Source organism: Polaribacter irgensii 23-P (assembly GCF_000153225.1).
GTDB lineage: Bacteria > Bacteroidota > Bacteroidia > Flavobacteriales > Flavobacteriaceae > Polaribacter > Polaribacter irgensii.
The window spans coordinates 2,121,617-2,140,231 of record NZ_CH724148.1; the positions used below are offsets into that span (position 1 = coordinate 2,121,617).

Below are 18,615 nucleotides of genomic sequence, written 5' to 3' on the forward strand. Positions count from 1 at the left end.
TAAAAAGAGAAGTTTTATAAATAGGCAATCGTTTTTACCTATGTAGCTAATCGTTTTATGTTATTGAAAAAAATGAATTTTACTATTATTTTTGTTCTAGACGCAATAAAACAAAAAATGAAAGCAGCAAAAATAAGTAAACACAGCACACATATTTCTAATGTTTTAGTAATTGGAAGCGGGGGATCTGGGCTTCGAGCGGCCATTGAAGCAAAAAAAACGGGTGTAGAAGTAACCGTCATAGGAAAACGGTTAAAGGAGGATGTACATACTGTGATGGCAGCAGGTGGCATAAATGCTGCATTTGGGAATGTAGATCCAGAAGATTCTTGGAAACAACACTTTGCAGATACGATGATTGAGGGCTACGGCCTTTCTGAACCAAGAATGGTGGAGCTTATGGCAAAAGAAGCACCATCGCTGGTCACTGAAATTGATGCATGGGGTGCAAATTTTGCAAAATTAGAGAATGGTAAAATGGATCAACGTTTTTTTGGAGCGCATACGCATCGAAGAACTTGTTATTCGGGAGATTATACTGGTCGTTCTATTTTAATGGCACTAATTAAAAAAACAAAAGAATTAAAAATTCCGATTCACGATTCGCAATACGTAACTGAATTATTAGTGCATGATAATTGCTGTTTTGGAGCCATGACTTTTAATATTAAAAGTGGTGAACGCACGGTATTTTTAGCAGATTCTGTCATACTGGCTGCCGGAGGGCATACCCGAATTTGGCGAAAAAGCTCTTCGCGAAGAAATGAAAATACAGGAGATGGGTTTTACCTCGGATTAAAAGCAGGCTGTACATTAACCGATATGGAATTGGTGCAATTTCATCCAACAGGGATGGTAATTCCCGAAGAAATTGCAGGTACTTTGGTTACCGAAGCAGTGCGTGGAGAAGGTGGATATCTTGTGAATGGCAAAGGAGAGCGTTTTATGAAAAATTACGATGCTGAACGGCTTGAGCTTTCTACAAGAGATCGGGTTGCCATGGCCAATTATACAGAAATAGTTGAAGGAAGAGGGACTCCTAATGGTGGCGTCTATTTAGACATTAGCCACCAATCAAAGGAATTTATTATTGAAAAATTACCAAGAATGTATCGTCAGTTTTTAGATACTCTAATGATAGATATTTCTAAAACACCAATGGAAGTTTCACCAACAGCACATTATTCTATGGGCGGTATTGTGGTGCATCCAGAGGACCACGCCACAAATATTGAAGGTCTGTATGCAGCTGGAGAAGTTACTGGTGGTTTGCACGGTGCAAATAGATTGGGTGGGAATTCGCTTGCCGAAATATTAATTTTCGGAAAACGTGCAGGAGCGGCAGCAGCGGAGCGCTCCTCATATATGGACATACAATATCGCTCTCGTGAGGTCATTGCAAAAGCACACGAAAAAATAGATGCGTTCATCAAAAATGGAAGTGAAGTTGCACGTCCCTTGCAGCGTGAATTGCGAAATATTATGTGGGAGCACTGCGGTGTCGTTCGAAATGAAGAGAAACTTCAAGAAGGACTGCGCAAAATCAATACACTAAAAGAAGCTCTTAAAAATTTAGATGTTCGTCCAGATTCTGAAGGTTTTGAAGATCTAATGTTGGCCTTTGATTTGGAGGGTTCTATCATGTCTGCAGAAGCAACTATTTTAGGAGCCATCGCTCGAAAAGAGAGTAGAGGAGCACACCAGCGTGACGACTACAAAGAAACGAATGCAGCTTTTGATGCAAACTTTAGAATTAAACTGAACAATACCGTTTTAGAAGTAACCAAAGAGCAATTAAAACCACTCACAAAAGAACTCCATACAATTGTAAATACTACGAAAGAAATCGTGAATTTTAAAGGATTGTTATTAGAGTAAATCGCAAAAATATTATTTCAAATGAAAAAATAGAATGTACGGTTAACTATAATATAGCAACTAAAACAATCTATAAATCGGATAAATACGCTGTAAGGATTATAGTTTTTTTTTTACTTGTTTGGTTTTTAATTATGTGTTTTTAAAGAATACTGCCTACCAGAGGACTGCTGAAAAAAGTGGCCTCTGGTTTCTTTTTGACATGTCTAACCGTTTTATATTGGATCTTACAGATTTTTATTTAAGGCAGTTCTGCTTGTTTTTTACAAAATAAATTGAGCTTAAACGGCCGCTTTAGATTCGGCTTCGGTGCTTTGAAATTCTTTTTTTATTTGAGAAATCCAAGTGTTCAATCTTTCATCTGTGAGCTGATGCTCGTTGTCCTCATCTATGGCAAGACCATAAAATAATTCGGTATTTTCTTCACTTATTGCCACAGAATTGGTGTGCTGATACCCTTTCGTAGGCCAATACCCTATAATCTTACCGCCATTTTTAAGCACCTCTTTGGCCAAGATACCAATTCCATCTACAAAATACTCTGCATAGGCTACTTGGTCCCCTAAACCAAAAATAGCTACAGTCTTATTTGTAAAATCAATCGTTTTAAAATCATCAAAAAAATCTTCCCAATCACTTTGTAAATCACCATCATACCAAGTAGACAAACCGAAAATAAGCTTTTCATATTTTTTAAAATCGGTAACTGTGGCGTCTCCTATTTCCATTAAGTCTAGCGTATCCTGCTCCCAAAGAGAAACAAAATCACGGGTGATGTCATCTGTAACTCCAGTTTCAGATCCATAAAATAAGGCTATATTTTCCATGCTGTAGCGTATATTAATTGTGATGTAAAATTACGTTATATTTATTTAAACTAAATAAGAATTGTTTTTATATTTTAGAGTTCTACAGATGCATGTGCTCAATTTTATTTAGCAATCGCATTGGTCCAGCTTTTTAGATAATATCTGAATGCATGCGAACAGAGGTTTAAAAAAATTGCATTCGCTACGAAGCGTTTTACTTGTAGTGCTATCGGAGAAATAATAAGCATCACTTTTATTAAAGATGAGTTCTGCACAGCATACCAGTTTGTGCTTGTCCCTTATGGATTTGTGCGGGAGTATAATTTACTCTTGCTGCCAAATTTTAAAACACCCTCAAACCAATATCTGCTGTAGTTAACAGTTTTCTGTTATGATTAATAGCATATAGAATGATAGCGATTATTTGATTTTTTTATAAATGGCTTTTAATTGTGAAATCGTTACTGACAACACCCCAATTAAAAATGTACTATCATTTGCTGTTTTGTATCACTTTTCTTTACTCATTGGTTTATATTTTAGGGCTTGCGTGCATTTCATACTTCGATTTGATAAAAGCCAAATCTTATACGATACCGTCATTTGTTTTTAAGGTGTCTTTAAAAATATATTGAAACCCTTTTGGGCTCACCAGCTCTTATTTCTAAAAATATAAGAGAGCGAGTACATGCGCTTTTTATGAAATGTCTTTAGTAGATAGTGAAATGTGTGTGGAATGGAAAATACTAAACTTAATTCATATGTTTAGCTAGTAAAGGGTTAACTACATCAAAAACAACCCCTTATTATTTTTTTTGTTATTTCCAAAAAAAGTTTATTTTATTATTTATATTTAATCTAAATAAATATAAAATTATATATTTACAAAATTATTTTTTGGTCTTAAATATAATTTAAATGAAAGCTGAAAACAAAACATATAACCTAAAAGATAGCCTTGTAATAGACCAATTATACACAAAATATTGGAAGCTATTATACGCCATTTGTTATAAAAGTACAAATGACACGATCGCTTCTGAAGAAATTGTACAAGATGTTTTTATTGGCCTATGGAAACGGGGTGGAGCACTAGAAGTATCTTTTTCTATAAAAAGTTATTTGATAAAATCTGCAAAAACAGGCATCATTAAATATTATCGAACTAAAACAAAAAACAGAGAGGATGTATTCACAGCATGTAACCTTTGTGAAGAAAACGAGTTTACTATTGATGTAATAGAACACAATGAGGCAATTACAACATTTCTTGAAGAAGATCTGCAATTAGTAGTAAACCAACTACCGTGTCAATGTCAAAAAATATATCGTTTAAGCCGTGAAAACCAACTTAATGCGAATGAAATCGCTGTAGCATTAAATCTTTCTCCTAAGACTGTAAAAAATCACATAACAAAAGCATTGTCATTTATTAAAAAACATATTCAACCTGTTATTTCTATCTTTTTATATTTTTTTTAAAATCAACTAGGACTCCTCTTCTTATTTTGGCTCTATATAAATGAACACGATTGTTTATTTATGGAAATAACACCTCAAATTTTAGAAAAGTACAGTAACGGGCAATGTTCTGATACAGAAAAATTAGCAGTACAACATTGGCTAAATACATCAAATGAAAATGATGCTATTTTAGAAGGCGTGCCCTTTTCTCTTTTTTTAGAAAATAAATTAAGAAATACCGTACAGAAAAAAATATCAGCTTTTAAAGTTACGCAACCTAAAAAAGGTGTTTCTAGAAGAATAGTTTGGAGTATGGCAGCTTCAATAGCCTTATTTATAGGATTAGGAAGTTACCTGTTTCTAAATAGCACGAATGAATATAAAACCCAAATAGGACAAATACAAACCATTACCTTAAATGATGGTTCAATTGTAACGCTCAATGCAGCAAGTAAATTAATAGTTCCTAGATTTTTTTATGGCAATACAAGAACGGTCCAATTAGAAGGAGAAGCTTATTTTGAAGTTGCTAAAGATCGTTTACATCCCTTTATTATAAAAACGTGGACCACTACAACGGAAGTTTTAGGCACAAAATTTAATCTTTCTGCATACACTAATGATGCAACGACACTTACTTTAAATGAAGGAAAGGTGTTGTTTTATAAAAAAGGAGCGCATAAAAACGATGGAGTTATTGTAGCACCAAATCAACGGGTGGTCTTAAAAAATAATATTTTAGAAATAAAAGAGGTGAACAGTTCACTCTCTAAAGCTTGGGCGCAAAAACAGCTTGTTTACACAACAACAACGGTTAAAGAAGTAATGCATGATATAGAGCGTTTTTATGGTGTAACTATAAAAGTAGAAAAACAAGGATTGGAAAACAGACTGTATAGAGGCAAGCATAACAACCCTTCATTACAAGACTTAATGCAAAAAATGAGTTTTGTGCTAAAATTTAAATACCGATCAGAAGGAAGAATAATAACGATTTATTAAAAAATAATAGATGAAAAGATAAAAATAAAAAACGATTAATAAAACAACCAGTATGCTGCGTTCAAACTACATACTGGTGTTATGCCATTAAATTTCAATAAAAAATAACACAATACAAAAATATGAAAAATTATAGTACCAATCTGTGTTTCTCACAGGTCTTAAAATTAGCAGTAATTATGCTAATAAGTCTAAATTTCAATACCGTATTTGCTCAAGATTCGATTTTAGAGAAAGAAATCTCCATTACCTTTAACAATCAAAATTTAGAATCAGCTTTAAGTAAAATAGAAAAAGTTACAGGCTATTCTTTTTCTTATGAGCCAGATGCCGTAAAGAAAAATATTAACATTAATAAAAGCTATACGAACGCTACACTTCGGGAGGTTTTAAATAAAACTTTGGTAAAATATCAAATTTATTATAAAGTATTAGGGACTAGTATTTTAATACAGCGGAGTGCCGAAAAAGGACAGGTTTCAGGGAAAATAACAACGAATGATGGCAAGCCTGCTTCATTTGTATCGCTACTCTTGGAAGATACAAAATTTGGTATATCAGCAGATGAAAATGGGTATTATAGTTTTTCTGCACCCGAGGGAGAATATACCCTTTTAACAAGTTCTATTGGTTTCGAAAAGCGAAAAAAAAATATCAGCATCGTTGCCAACAAGAATACACAAGTTCATTTTGTTTTAAATGAAACGAGTAAAGCTTTACAAGAAGTAATTGTAAATGGTAACCGAAAACGAGTATATGCTGATAAACAAGCAGACTATGTAGCTCGTATGCCCCTAAAAAACATAGAAAACCCACAAGTATATAATGTAGTAACGAATGAATTACTAAACGAACAAATAGTAGTAGACGTAAATGATGCATTTAGAAATACTGTGGGAGCAGTGCCTGTTACTTTTTCTTCAGGAGGAATCGGTATTACATTCAGAGGATTTGGAACTGGAATCAATGCTAGAAATGGTATGGAAACGGTCTCAGGTCGTTCATCTGTTGACTTAGCGAATGTAGAACGTATTGAAGTATTAAAAGGGCCTTCAGGAACTTTATTCGGCTCTTCGGCATCCTCTTATGGAGGTGTCGTAAACTTAGTTACGAAAAAACCGCAGGAAACAAAAAAAACAGAAGTGTCTTACACCACAGGTAGTTTTGGATTAAACCGACTTACTGCGGATATTAACACACCACTAACAGAAGACAATAAAGTATTATTTAGGCTAAATGCAGCTGTAACCAAGCAAAAAAGCTTTTTAAATTATGGTTTTAACGACTCTTATTTAATAGCACCAAGTCTCGTCTATAAAGCTACAGATAAATTAACATTTACAGTAGATGCCGAACTATATAAAGCGAACAACACCCGTCCAGAATTTCGTCGTTATGATGCGAACTCAGGAATTACAAATCCTAATGATGTGCAATTCGATTATGAAACCGCTTTATTTAACGAAGATCTTGATGCTGAAACAACAGCATCAAAAGCTTTTGTTCAGGCAGAATATCAACTTTCAGAAAACTGGAAATCTACGACCTTATTTTCTTTTGTTGGGGAAGATGTAGATCGTAGTTATCAATATTACACGACTTGGAAATCTCCAACTGAAGTCAGCCGAAGAGTAGGATTGTATGGACCGATTTATAATAATTACACCAATATTCAAGAAAACATCAATGGTAAATTCAATACAGGAAATTTAAAGCACAATATCTTAATCGGGGCAAATTATCGCACTACTACGGCTCAATTCTCTTATGGTTTTACCGGTTTTTTTGATACTATTGATGTGACTACAGATTTTGATGTAATTCGTAAAAGTGATGTGGATCCAGTGCTATCTGAAAACACATATTTGGTTTCAAATCAACAAACATTTAGTGCTTATGTTTCCGATGTAATTGATTTTACAGAAAAATTTTCTGCAATGTTTAGTTTGCGTTTAGATAATTATAATCGTGAAATAATAGGAGATAGAGAGGGTTACAAACAAACATCGTTATCGCCAAAGTTAGGCTTGATTTATCAAGTTGTTGAGAATCAATTGTCTGTGTTTGGTAATTATATGAATGGTTTTAATAACAATTCACCTGTAACGCAACCAGACGGTTCTCAATTAGTTTTAGATCCTGAATATGCGAACCAGTATGAAGGAGGTATAAAAGTAGAAGCTTTTGATAAAAAATTAAGTACTACTCTAAGTTATTATAATATTGCTATCGATAATGCCACAAGGTACGATGCTAATAATTTCGCTACACAAGATGGTAAGCAAGTAAGTAAGGGAATAGACTTTGAGTTCATTGCAAATCCTGTAGCAGGGTTAAATGTTGTTTTTGGTTATGCATACAATGACAACCGTATTGTCAGGGCTCAAGACGCAAGCATAGAAGGTAATAAAGCTTCAGGATCTCCTGAAAATGTTATCAATTATTGGGTTTCTTACAAATTTCAAAAAAAATTACACGGTTTAGGTGTTGGTGTTGGTGGCAATTTTGTGGATCAACTTTATAGGTCAAGTGATAATGTATTCTATGTTCCAGAATATACTTTGCTTAATAGCACTATTTTTTATGAACAATCAACATGGAGGTTTGGTATAAAATTTAATAATATCACCAACCAAAAGTACTGGGATAGTTCTGCAGTAGCAGCTCAAAATCCTCGTAATTTTACTGCAAACTTAACCTTGAAATTTTAACAATTTTATTTAGATTCTTAGACGGTCTTTGCTATTTTGGTAAAGACCGTTTATTTTACAAACCTTTTTTTAATATGCCAATACTTGCTTTTTTAATACTTTTTTTAGGTTTTTATGCATTGTATAACACTTCTAAAAAAGTTGTATTACAAAAAAACAACCTCGTTTTATGGATACAAAAACATGTGCTGATTTCTAAAATTACAGGTATGTTCTGCCTTAGTATTTCGTTCTATTTATACCGAGTGCACTATGGGTTCCGTTCAGGTATATGCATAGCACTTGTGGCATTAATGGTTGTTGGCAGTTTGGTTGTTCTATTATTTCCGCTTTTTACCTCTAAAAAAAATTAAAATATGCCAGCAAATCCTAAATATCTTGAAAAATCTAATTGGCAACGTTTTGCAAAGATAACGGCAGGCATACTCGGTGGTTATGCTATCTCCCTTTTAGCACACGCTTGTTTCTTGCGTTGGTTTGATAAAGAGGCCGTTATGGAAACAGCAACATTTACACTTTTTATCGTTTGGACAACACTGTTGTTACTTCCTTTTTTCTTTAAAAATGGATGGACGTGTTGGTTGCTTTATTTAGGAGTATCTCTACTATTACTATCGGTATTATATCTTTAAGTACATGGATAAATTAAATTTCAATCGTTTTTTTCGTTTGCATACCGTAACGGGTATTGTTATCAGCGTTGCGCTCTATATCATTTTTTTTGCAGGGGCTTTTACCTTGTTCCGAACCGAAATTAAAGCCTGGGAAAATGAAGAAACGATCGCAGAAACCACAGCTACAAATGAATTCGGTGTAATGGATATTAATCTAGATCTAATCTTAAGAAAATTAGATAGTACAGGCTATTCCGTTTATGAAAGGGATTTTTATATTCGTAAAGAAAATGCAACTAGTTTATATGCGCTATTTTTTGAATCGAAAGATAGTTTGGCCATTAATGGGGGTGCTAAAGAGTTATTAATAACGCAAGACTTTAATAAAAGCACATTTTCCATTAAAGAGATACACGAAAAATACAACCTAGATCGTTTGTTTTATTTATTACACTTTTTTTTCCAATTAGGTGGTTTACCTGGTTATTACTTAGCAGGTTTTGTTTCCTTTTTCTTTTTGTTTGCGATCGTCACCGGAGTAATAGTACATTGGAAAAAGATGGTCTCTAACTTTTATGTGTTTCGTCCGTTCGCAAAATTAAAAACCATTTGGACAGATGCACATACCGTATTAGGCATGATAGGATTGCCCTTTCAATTTATGTATGCCTTAACAGGAGCTATGTTTTGTTTGGGTTTATTGATAAAACCGCTGGGAAATATGCTTCCTGAAAGTATTACAGATAAGAATACAATAGAAATTATTAATAATAAGGTTAGGTATACCAACCCTGAGTTTACAAATTCAGTGCAATTGATACATCCTTTTTTAGACAGTTTAAAAACCTCTTGGAAAGATTTTCAAACAAAAAGTATTCGCGTTGCTCGTTATGGGAATCAAAATAGTAGTATTACTGTTTCTGGAGTTGTTGATAAAGAAAAGCAGTTTTACTACAATGCACAAATTTCGTATGATTTTGCGACTGATAAAATCACCTCAATAGCAGACCCAAATAATTTAAGTTATACCAAATCAGTGTACGAAGTTGCAGGAAATCTCCACCATGCAGAATTTGGTAATGTAGGTGTTTGGACTCATTATTTTTTAAAAATTATTTACTTTATACTTTCTTTAATTACCTGTTTTGTAATTATAACCGGCGTATTGATTTGGCTAACAGCAAGAGATAAAAAGAATGCTCAAGAAAAACAGAGGCGTTTTAATGAGCAGGTAGGTGTTATTTATTTAGCTATATCGTTAACGCTGTTTCCTATTACAGCATTGGCTTTTACTGTATCTAAATTAATTCCCGAAAATTTTAACCTCGAACGAAAACTAATTTTGAATTGGGTGTTTTTTGGAGGTTGGCTTTTATCAGCGCTCTTCTTTTGGTTTAAAAAAGATAATTATTTCACGAATAAATACACCTTATTATTAGGCGGTGTTTTAGGTTTATGTATTCCTTTGGTTAATGGATTTTTGTCAGGTAACTGGATTTGGAGAACTTTTTTAAATGAAAATTATGGTATTTTTGTTTTTGATGTATTGTGGTTGGGTATTGGAACACTAAGTGTATTTGCTGTATTTAGGTTAAGGAAAAAGAATTGAGTTCTAAATAGCCAAACGATACGCATTCAAAAAATAATTATTACGAATTGTTAGATGACTATAAGTTTAAGAATATTTGATTTGAATTCTTAAAACATCAATATTATTCATGAGAATTTGCTTTTTTTTTTTGATAAAAAGCAATTGCAAAAGAACTCTAAATTTAGCACTTTAAAAGAGGTACACAGTAACAACTCTTCCCAAACCACATAAACAGAAAAGATATATTTTTAAATCACTTATTATTAACACATAAACTGTAAATATGAATTTGCTTTGCAATAAATATCGAACTACTTTATTATGACATTTTTATAAAACTATTTGAAATCGGTGTATTATATTTTTGTCCTCTTTTATGAAATCTTTTTTTATGCTGGTTTTCGCATAACTTTATAAATTTTACACACAAAACATTGGTTTCTATTTCAATAATTATGTGTGCAATGCCTTTCGTATGTATTCTTTGTTTATCACAATGTCTCGGAATAAAACAGGAGAAAACTTTGTGTATTTTGATGTCATAAAAGCATCTAAACTATGAGATAGGGTAGAAGCGGTAACATCGAATGCGTTCCGTAAATAAGGTATAATTTTTGTTTAGGCCACATAAAGTGTCGGCAACCAGTTATTAATTATAGACGGTTTCATGTGTAGTATTTTTATCACTTTTAAAAAACTTGCATGTCTTCTTTACCATTAAGGCATGATGGTGAATTAAATACTGTGCTTTCAATAGTATTGTAAATACTTCCTATCTCGATTCATTTCCGAAGTCAATGACCTAAAGGGTCTGAAAGGTTAAAATTAGTGACACTTCTTGATTTTAAAAATGGAATTAATCTCGAATATCTGAGACGTCCGCTAGGGATTCTATACACATCACTTTGACCCTTCTAGAAGCCAAATAAACTTCATAATGTTGCATTGCCGTGCTATGATATGCAATTTTCTGTTTATAAAACTTAAGTTGTTTAAAGAACAGAAATTATCCAATAACTTATTTAGGAAAACCATTTACTAAAAGAAGAGATGATTCAAAAAGTTGATTTGGCAAAATTGAGTTTACTATTTATATTTTATTTTTTAACAACTTTTACTTCAGTGTTTTACGTCTTCAATTCTTTTTAAATTTTATGCTGTGCAAAAGGTCTTCCGCAAGCTGCACCTACTTTTTGTTAAAATGGAAGTTCCCCTTGCGCTGATTTTAAGAACTTTTTAGGAGATCTTTTTTTTTGATATCCAATTCTTAACGTCTGCAATGAAATATTGCAAAATTTTATCATAGTGGTCGGCATCATCTTGAAAATCATAGGTTTTCCAATCGAGCCAAAACTCAGACAATAAGAAATACAGTCTTTTATCTAATTTTTGAAAAGCGATGAAGTATTTATGATAATTAAAGGATACATTATTACAGGACTTCATTGCTAAGAATGTGCCTATAAAAAACTCTAAAGCTTCTCGGTCATAAACCCCTTTATTTTCATATCGCTCCAAGAGCATATCCAACATTTTTTTATTCATTTTAGGACTGTTAAAATCATCAGTGAATGATTGATTTTTATACCCCATTTTTAAAAATATAGGAAGTACTAATTCATTTTCAAGGCAATTAATTATATGTTCTTTTAAACCATTAGAAAAAAGAGTATCAATTCTCTCAGAGTTTTTCAAGGCATTGTCAAAATCTTCGGCGATGGTTACATTTTTGGACTTCAAGTAGAGTTGAAGTAATTCGCGTGTAAAAGAAATTGAACTCAATTCCTTTTCATTAATGTATATGAGGGCAATATTATCCGAAACTTTCGACCTATAAAGTTCTTCTGGACTTGCAATTAATTCAATTTCGTATATCTCACTCAATTCATTCCATAAATCAATGTTCTTGTCATCAATTAAAATACTCAGGTGTTCTTTCATTTATTAAAAATGTTTTTTACTTACGACGAACTGCTAGTATTCGAGTTATAAAATATTTAGATTCCAAATTTAGTTAATAAAATCCGATATGACTTTTGTAGGGATGCTAAAATTAGAGTTTGTTCCTGCAGATTATTATCCGTTGTTTTTTTACCTGCATGCATCACCTTGCTCTCGTTCTTTTGATCTTCCATTGAAAGCAAGTCATGTAACAGTACCTACCTTTGAAACTCGTTTGAAAAATATTGTAAGTTATTGGTTGCATTGAATATTAGGTTGATACGCGAAATTTGTAACCACAGTTTGTTGGTTATACTAGCTTTTTTTCAAGAATAGGACCTTTCTTAAATTTTTGAGGATCCATGCTAATTTTGCACCCGCAGGTATGCTCAGCAATAGCAGTTTTAAATACCCTGCACCAAACAACGTTTTGCGATCGTAAAAACAGGTTTTTTTTAAGAGGAGCAAAACGTTTCCGTTTTATTAAAATAGGCAGTGTTTAAATTAAAAATAAAAGTTTAAAAAATGAAATAGTACTATTTTAAGCTTAGAAAAATAGGGTACTAATTTAATGAAGAAAAGAATTTTTTTTTAGTTCAATTCTTTGCCAGAAGTTGTTTTTAATCATTGTGGTATTTAGAATCGACAGGCTTAATAAATAAATTACACAGGAGTCCTATAAATAACAAACCAGCCATTAAGTACATGGTTAAGTTATAGACATCGGCACTTGGTACGTTCAAAACTTCCATTTGATATTCTCTTAAGTAATTTATGGTTATCGGCCCAATAATAGCTGCCATGCTCCAAGCTAATAACAATTTTCCATGAATCGCTCCAATTTGTTTGGTGCCAAACAGATCTCTTAAATAAGCTGGTATGGTAGCAAAACCGCCACCATACATACTAATAATGATAGAAAAGGCTACCGTAAATAAGAACATACTGCCTATTTGAACCGTAAATGGAATCAATATGTACAAGAAGATACCCAAAATAAAGAAGATGGAATAGGTGGTTTTGCGACCTAAATAATCGCTTAATGTAGACCATACAATTCGACCTATCATGTTAAATAAACTAAGTAATCCAACAAAAATAGCAGCATCTATCGCCGTTACTGCTTCCGTAGCTCCCTTATTTTCTGAGCTAAACATTTCTTGTATCATGACACTGGCTTGACTTAAAACACCAATTCCTGCGCTTACATTTAATCCCAATACCATAAAAAGCAACCAAAATTGTGGTGTTTTCACCGCTGTATCTACCAAAACATTTTGTGTTGTAATTAATTTACTCTTCCTGGCGGTAGTGGGGTCGAATCCTTCAGGCTTCCAACCTTCACGAGGGATTTTTATAATTAAAGAGCCAAACAGCATCATTACCAAATAAAGTAAACCCAAAGTTAAAAAGGTTTCTGATACTCCCGTTGAGGTTTCGGTTCCATAAAGCGCAATTAGATAGACGCTTAAAGGAGAGGCAATCATCGCCCCACCACCAAAACCCATAATAGCCATTCCGATAGCCATACCAGGGCGATCTGGAAACCATTTCATTAAGGTGCTTACTGGTGAGATATATCCCAACCCCAAACCAATTCCTCCCAATACCCCAGAACCTAAATAGAGCATCCAAAGTTCATGAATATAAATACCTAAAGAAGAGAGTAAGAAGCCGCTACTAAAAAAGATTGCTGCAAAAAACATTGTCTTTCTTGGCCCCACCTTTTCTACCCATTTTCCTAAAACGGCCGTAGAAGCCCCTAAGAAGAAAATAGCAAGCGTAAAAATCCAACCCAATTCAGAAAGTGTCCAATCTTCTGGCAGTTGTTCTGTGATGCCAATAATTTTAGTGAGTGGTTTATTAAAAACACTAAAGGCATAAATTTGGCCGATACATAAATGAATACTTAAGGCAGCAATTGGCGCAAACCAACGCTTGTAATTGCTTTTTGCGATACTGTTCTCTTTGTTTAAATACAAATCAATAATTTTAAATATTTATAAGGTGTTTGTGTGCACTGAATTGCCTTTTTTTTCAATGCTAAATTTAGTGAATAAATACCTATCTGAAGTCCGCAATGACTTTCTAAATTCGCTAAAATCAACAATTACGTATGTATGGTGTTGCAGCTTGTTATGTACCCTTGCTAATTTTTTTTAAAATATATTCTAAAGGTGCTTTTAGACTCTTTATATACTGTTCAAAATTCAGTATGACCTGCTAGTCAGGAGTTACGCCATTGCCAAATGGTAGTTTTTGTTTCACATTCAGAACAAATGGCAATGGGGGTATATTTATTTTAATCTATGAATTCGGTAAGGGAAGTTCCTGGATATAACTACTTGTATTTTTCAAATATCCGCCTTCAGTTTTTTGTGCAATAGAAGTCCCTTTATCATTTGAAAAAACCATCTGGTTAAACTCATTTTCACCAGATGAGGTGTCGGGCTAATTATGCCATATACTGCCATTGAAAAAAAGGTTTTTTGGTGCTTTTTTGCATACCATTAAACCAGATCCAATCCATTGTTTTCTTACTAAAGAAACATCTGTCATTTTTAAGTTTAGGAATACTCTTTCTAAATATTCAAATCTTCTTTATTTTTTTCTTCCTAAAATCTTTATTAAAAAATGTAATGAAACTCTTTTAGGGTTCACGAGTCTTTATTTTCAAGTATAAGAGCACGCGTAAATACACTTTGCCCTAAGCTAGCCTGCCTTGAGTTTATCTAAGGGATAGGAGCAAAGGGGCAATGTGTATGGAATGGAATTCTATCTATGGATCAAAACCGTTGACAATAATAAAAAAAAGAAACAATGACACTTATTCAAGTTTCGCTAAATAATCTTCTGCATTTTTAATATGCTGTTGTCTTTTTTCTTGTGGCATTTTATCAAACATAGAAACCAACATTCCCAACCTCGGGTTTTTCTTGAAGAAACCGCGATGGGTATCCATAAATCGCCAAAAAAGACCATCCCAAACTGCTTGCCATTCCCCTTTTTTATAATTACTCATTTTCATTAAGTAGTTACTACCGCTTATGTATGGCTTTGTAGCCATTAAACCACCATCAGCAAACTGGCTCATTCCATATACATTTGGCACCATAACCCAATCATAACTATCTATAAAGAGTTCCATAAACCAACGGTATACTTCGTCTGGGTCAAATTCGCAAAGCATCATAAAGTTGCCTAAAATCATTAAACGTTCTATGTGATTGCAGTATCCTGTTTTTAGTGTTTTTTTAATGGTTTCATCTATTGGGTAAATCCCTGTTGTTCCGTCATAAAACGACTTTGGAATTTTCTTAGTAAATTCCCAAAAATTACGTGTACGAGCGTCACTTCCCCGACTTTCATAAAAACCACGCATAAATTCTCGCCAGCCTATTATTTGACGCACAAAACCTTCCAATGAATTGATAGGAATATTATTCGCTTTCGCGAAAGCAATGCTTTGCGCAACAATATTTTCTGGAGTAAGTAAACCTACGTTTAACATTGGTGTTAAAACACTGTGATTTAGTATAGAATTCTCTGCAACAACAGCATCTTCATAGGTACCAAACTCTAAGAAGCGTTGTTCTAAAAATTGTTGAAACCATTGTTTGCTGGTTTCAAAATTTGTTGGGTATAAAGAATTTTCTGAAAGTTTCCCTAGATTCTTTGAGAAGTTCTTGTTTACATAGTTTAATGCTTCTTTATAAAATGAATCTACGTCTGGAAATTGAATCGTAGGCGGTATTTTTTTTGCCGGATATTTTTTTCTGTTTTCAGTATCAAAAGTCCATTTTCCTCCAGTTGGTTTTCCGTCGGGATCGATCAGAATATTTCTTTTACTCCTTTGGTCTGTATAGAAAGAGGTTTGATAGTATTTTTTTTTATCACTTCTAAAAAAAGGTTGTAAGTCTTCTTTACTATTCAAAAATAATGGTGAATCAAATACTGTTCTTTCAATAGTATTGGAAATACACCCTTCTTCAATTTGTTGCTGAAGCAAATTATCTATAGGGTCTATATAGTTGAAATTAGTAATCCCTTCTGATTTTAAGAACGGAATTAATTTCCGAACATCTGAAAGATTCTCTGTGGATTCTATATACATAACTTCAATCCCTTTAGAAACTAAAAAAGCTTCGTAATGTTTCATTGTCGCTCTGTGATATGCAATTTTCTGTTTATGAAAGTTGAATTTCTTGAAGTAGGTAAATTCTTCAATCATATATATAGGAAAACCATTTTCTAAAAGAGGAGATGATTCAAAAAGTTGATTTGGAAAAATTAGATTTACTGTTTTCATGTATGTTTTATTTTTTTTAAACCGTTTATTGCAACATTTTACGCTTTCTTAATTCTCTTCCTATTTTTTAAGCCAAGTCAAAGTGCTCGCACAATTCTCCTACTTTTTGTTGTAATTGCACTTTCTCTATCGTCTTTTATTCACGTGTGTTGCTAAAATTCTGTATTTTTCAGCGGTAACTGCTGGATGTTTTTTATGTCCCCAAATTTTATCTCTCGCTAATTTTGCGCTTGTTTTGAGATCTACTATGGGCAAAGGATAATCTTCACCAATGGCTACACCGCAAAAGGCTTGCTCCATAAGACTCATTGTCCAAGGTTCATGTATGTATGCTTCTGGAACATTTTCTAGTTCAGGAACCCATTTTTTAATGAAGACACCTTGTGGGTCGTGTTCTTCAGAATTTTTTACAGGATTGTAAAGGCGCACGGTATTAATACCAGTGGTTCCTGCTTGCATTTGAAATTGAGGATAATGTATGCCGGGTTCATAATCTAAAAACTGACATGCTAAATGGTATACACCATCTCTCCAGTCTTGATCTAAATTTAAGGTTAAAAAAGAAACGACCATTGCGCGCATTCTAAAATTAATCCATCCTGTTTGTTCTACAGCACGCATACACGCATCTATAAGCGGATATCCTGTTTGTCCTGTTTTCCAGGCTTTTAGAAACAACGCATTCTTCTTGTGCGCTAGTAATTCATACCCCTTATTCACACAAAGTGTTTCATACGTGCACTCTACTTCAAATTTTTGTATGAAGTGACAATGCCAATGCAAACGCGTTAGCATTCCAGAAAAGGCACGGTTATTTGCTGTTCCATTCGGATGCTTACCCACATAGTGAAAGACTTGTTTGATACTGATATTTCCCCAAGCGAAATAAGGCGATAATCGACTACAAGCGATTCTACTTTCTGTAGGTTTAGAGATATGTCTGTGGTAGTTAAATCCTCTTTTTTGAGTGAAAGATGTAAGGTACCGCCAGGCATTTTCTTCACCTGCAGGTTGATAGTGCTTCGGATAGTTTTCTAGCTTAGCAACCAATTCTTGAGGCAATACATAGGCATGTTCTACCGTATTTAATTTTGAAACTGAATAGTTATTTTTTAGAATAGGGGTGTGCATGGCAGCATGCCATCTCTTGTTCCAAGTATCTCTATTTTTAAGACCTCTGATGATTCCATCACGTTGACTTTCTTCCCAATAAATGTTGTTTATAGCACAAAATGCTCTGATTTTTTTATCGCGCTGCCAAGTTTTTTTTAGGCCACTTTCTTGATAACTAAAAAGCTGTTGAATGCTGTAATGTGTATTCAGAAAATTAAAAATATCCATAGCTTCTCCATAAAACACCTCTACTTTGCGATTGTAGTTTGCCAAGCCCTTGTCAAGTGATTTTAGGGAATGGTATACAAACTGTAAATGTCTGGGGCTCGTATCTGGATATTCAATAATACTGGGTTCAAAAAAGTAAATTATAATATAGGGAACCCCTTTTTGTTCTGCTGTATGCAAAGGCACGTGATCTCGTAATCTAAGATCTCGTTTTAACCAAACTATATTTATGGGTTCTCTATTCAAAAATGTAATTTTTTATCGTTTTTTCATACAAAAAAGGAAAGGGAGCAGTCTTTTATAGAAAATTACTCCTTTAATCTTTGGGATCACTTGTTCTTTTAAACGTACATCCGTTTTTTCTTATTTTGTACGCACGTTTGCGTATTCTTTTCTCGGAAATTGCGCGTTATCTGTCGCATTTAAACCAACTTTCTCCTGACTTCTTTTTTTAAATGTTGCAGGCTTATACCATTAATACCAGTTTTCTCCAACGTTTAAAATGAGACGTCTTGCGTTTGTCATACAGTAACTTCAACACCCCTTTTTCGGGAATGCGAAACTAAATTTTAAGTCTCTTTGTTATAGACTGCAGTATCCAGTTGCTGGTTTTCCGTCGTTTTATTTTGAACCTCTCTAATGGTTTCATAATCTCTTCAGCCGGATAAACCTTCCGATGTCTTAATTGGCTCTTCGTTGAAAAAAAACGAAGTGCCTCAATGACTCCCTTTTAACATGCGCTATAGAACGTATGTTTGGCTTTTTTTTTAAATAACCCAAACATAATTCTATTTTTTAGAAATATAAATGTCAATTAACGGAACGTAAAGATACAAAATGTTTAATTTTTACAATCTATCATTAAACAAAAGTATTGTTTAAGAACTGAATAATTTAGGAGCTTCGCAAAATGCAGGATCTGAAATTTTACAAAATGATGCAGCGTTTATGAGCA

At 33.4% G+C, this 18,615-nt stretch carries 12 protein-coding genes; 7 read left to right on the plus strand and 5 right to left on the minus strand.

The features are described from left to right. Positions 1-72: 72 nt before the first annotated feature. Positions 73-1,878: an FAD-binding protein gene (locus tag PI23P_RS09480; protein WP_238300011.1), complete on the plus strand. Its 1,806-nt coding sequence runs from the start codon at positions 73-75 to the stop codon at positions 1,876-1,878. Between the two features lie 281 nt (positions 1,879-2,159). Here the strand turns inward: PI23P_RS09480 and PI23P_RS09485 are convergent, their stop codons facing one another. Beyond that, positions 2,160-2,705 (minus strand): flavodoxin, encoded by a 546-nt coding sequence (locus PI23P_RS09485; protein ID WP_004570604.1) that lies wholly within the window; start codon positions 2,703-2,705, stop codon positions 2,160-2,162. A 900-nt stretch (positions 2,706-3,605) separates the two neighbouring features. Between PI23P_RS09485 and PI23P_RS09490 the strand changes: the two genes are divergently transcribed. The 5 genes from PI23P_RS09490 to PI23P_RS09515 all read left to right on the plus strand — a co-directional run bounded on the left by PI23P_RS09490 (position 3,606) and on the right by PI23P_RS09515 (position 10,087). After that, the gene (locus PI23P_RS09490; RefSeq protein ID WP_004570605.1) at positions 3,606-4,169 is read left to right on the plus strand and encodes a sigma-70 family RNA polymerase sigma factor; all 564 of its coding nucleotides are present in this window, start codon (positions 3,606-3,608) and stop codon (positions 4,167-4,169) included. Between the two features lie 60 nt (positions 4,170-4,229). Next, on the plus strand, positions 4,230-5,153 hold the full coding sequence (locus PI23P_RS09495) for a FecR family protein (protein WP_004570606.1): 924 nt from the start codon (positions 4,230-4,232) through the stop codon (positions 5,151-5,153). Positions 5,154-5,275: 122 nt separating this feature from the next. Continuing rightward, the gene (locus PI23P_RS09500; RefSeq protein WP_004570607.1) at positions 5,276-7,864 is read left to right on the plus strand and encodes a TonB-dependent receptor; all 2,589 of its coding nucleotides are present in this window, start codon (positions 5,276-5,278) and stop codon (positions 7,862-7,864) included. Positions 7,865-8,220: 356 nt separating this feature from the next. After that, positions 8,221-8,496: a hypothetical protein gene (locus PI23P_RS09510; protein ID WP_004570609.1), complete on the plus strand. Its 276-nt coding sequence runs from the start codon at positions 8,221-8,223 to the stop codon at positions 8,494-8,496. A 4-nt stretch (positions 8,497-8,500) separates the two neighbouring features. Beyond that, a complete protein-coding gene (locus tag PI23P_RS09515) occupies positions 8,501-10,087 on the plus strand; it encodes a PepSY-associated TM helix domain-containing protein (protein WP_004570610.1) in 1,587 nt (528 codons plus the stop codon). Positions 10,088-11,305: 1,218 nt separating this feature from the next. On the opposite strand, the gene PI23P_RS09520 is transcribed toward PI23P_RS09515, so the two are convergent. Then, positions 11,306-12,010 carry a hypothetical protein gene (locus tag PI23P_RS09520; RefSeq protein WP_004570611.1) on the minus strand — a complete coding sequence of 235 codons (705 nt, stop codon included), beginning with the start codon at positions 12,008-12,010 and terminating at the stop codon, positions 11,306-11,308. A gap of 88 nt (positions 12,011-12,098) precedes the next feature. On the opposite strand from PI23P_RS09520, the gene PI23P_RS12530 reads away from it, so the two are divergent. Next, positions 12,099-12,278, plus strand: a complete 180-nt coding sequence (locus PI23P_RS12530; RefSeq protein WP_155811766.1) for a hypothetical protein — start codon at positions 12,099-12,101, stop codon at positions 12,276-12,278. A gap of 352 nt (positions 12,279-12,630) precedes the next feature. Here PI23P_RS12530 and PI23P_RS09525 read toward each other — a convergent pair whose 3' ends face one another. The 3 genes from PI23P_RS09525 to PI23P_RS09535 form a co-directional block, all read right to left on the minus strand. After that, positions 12,631-13,992 (minus strand): L-lactate MFS transporter, encoded by a 1,362-nt coding sequence (locus PI23P_RS09525; protein ID WP_004570613.1) that lies wholly within the window; start codon positions 13,990-13,992, stop codon positions 12,631-12,633. 845 nt (positions 13,993-14,837) lie between these two features. Next, positions 14,838-16,319 (minus strand): cryptochrome/photolyase family protein, encoded by a 1,482-nt coding sequence (locus tag PI23P_RS09530; RefSeq protein WP_004570615.1) that lies wholly within the window; start codon positions 16,317-16,319, stop codon positions 14,838-14,840. Positions 16,320-16,445: 126 nt separating this feature from the next. Continuing rightward, positions 16,446-17,906, minus strand: coding sequence for a cryptochrome/deoxyribodipyrimidine photo-lyase family protein (locus PI23P_RS09535; RefSeq protein ID WP_004570616.1), 1,461 nt, complete (start codon positions 17,904-17,906; stop codon positions 16,446-16,448). Between the last annotated feature and the right edge of the window lie 709 nt (positions 17,907-18,615).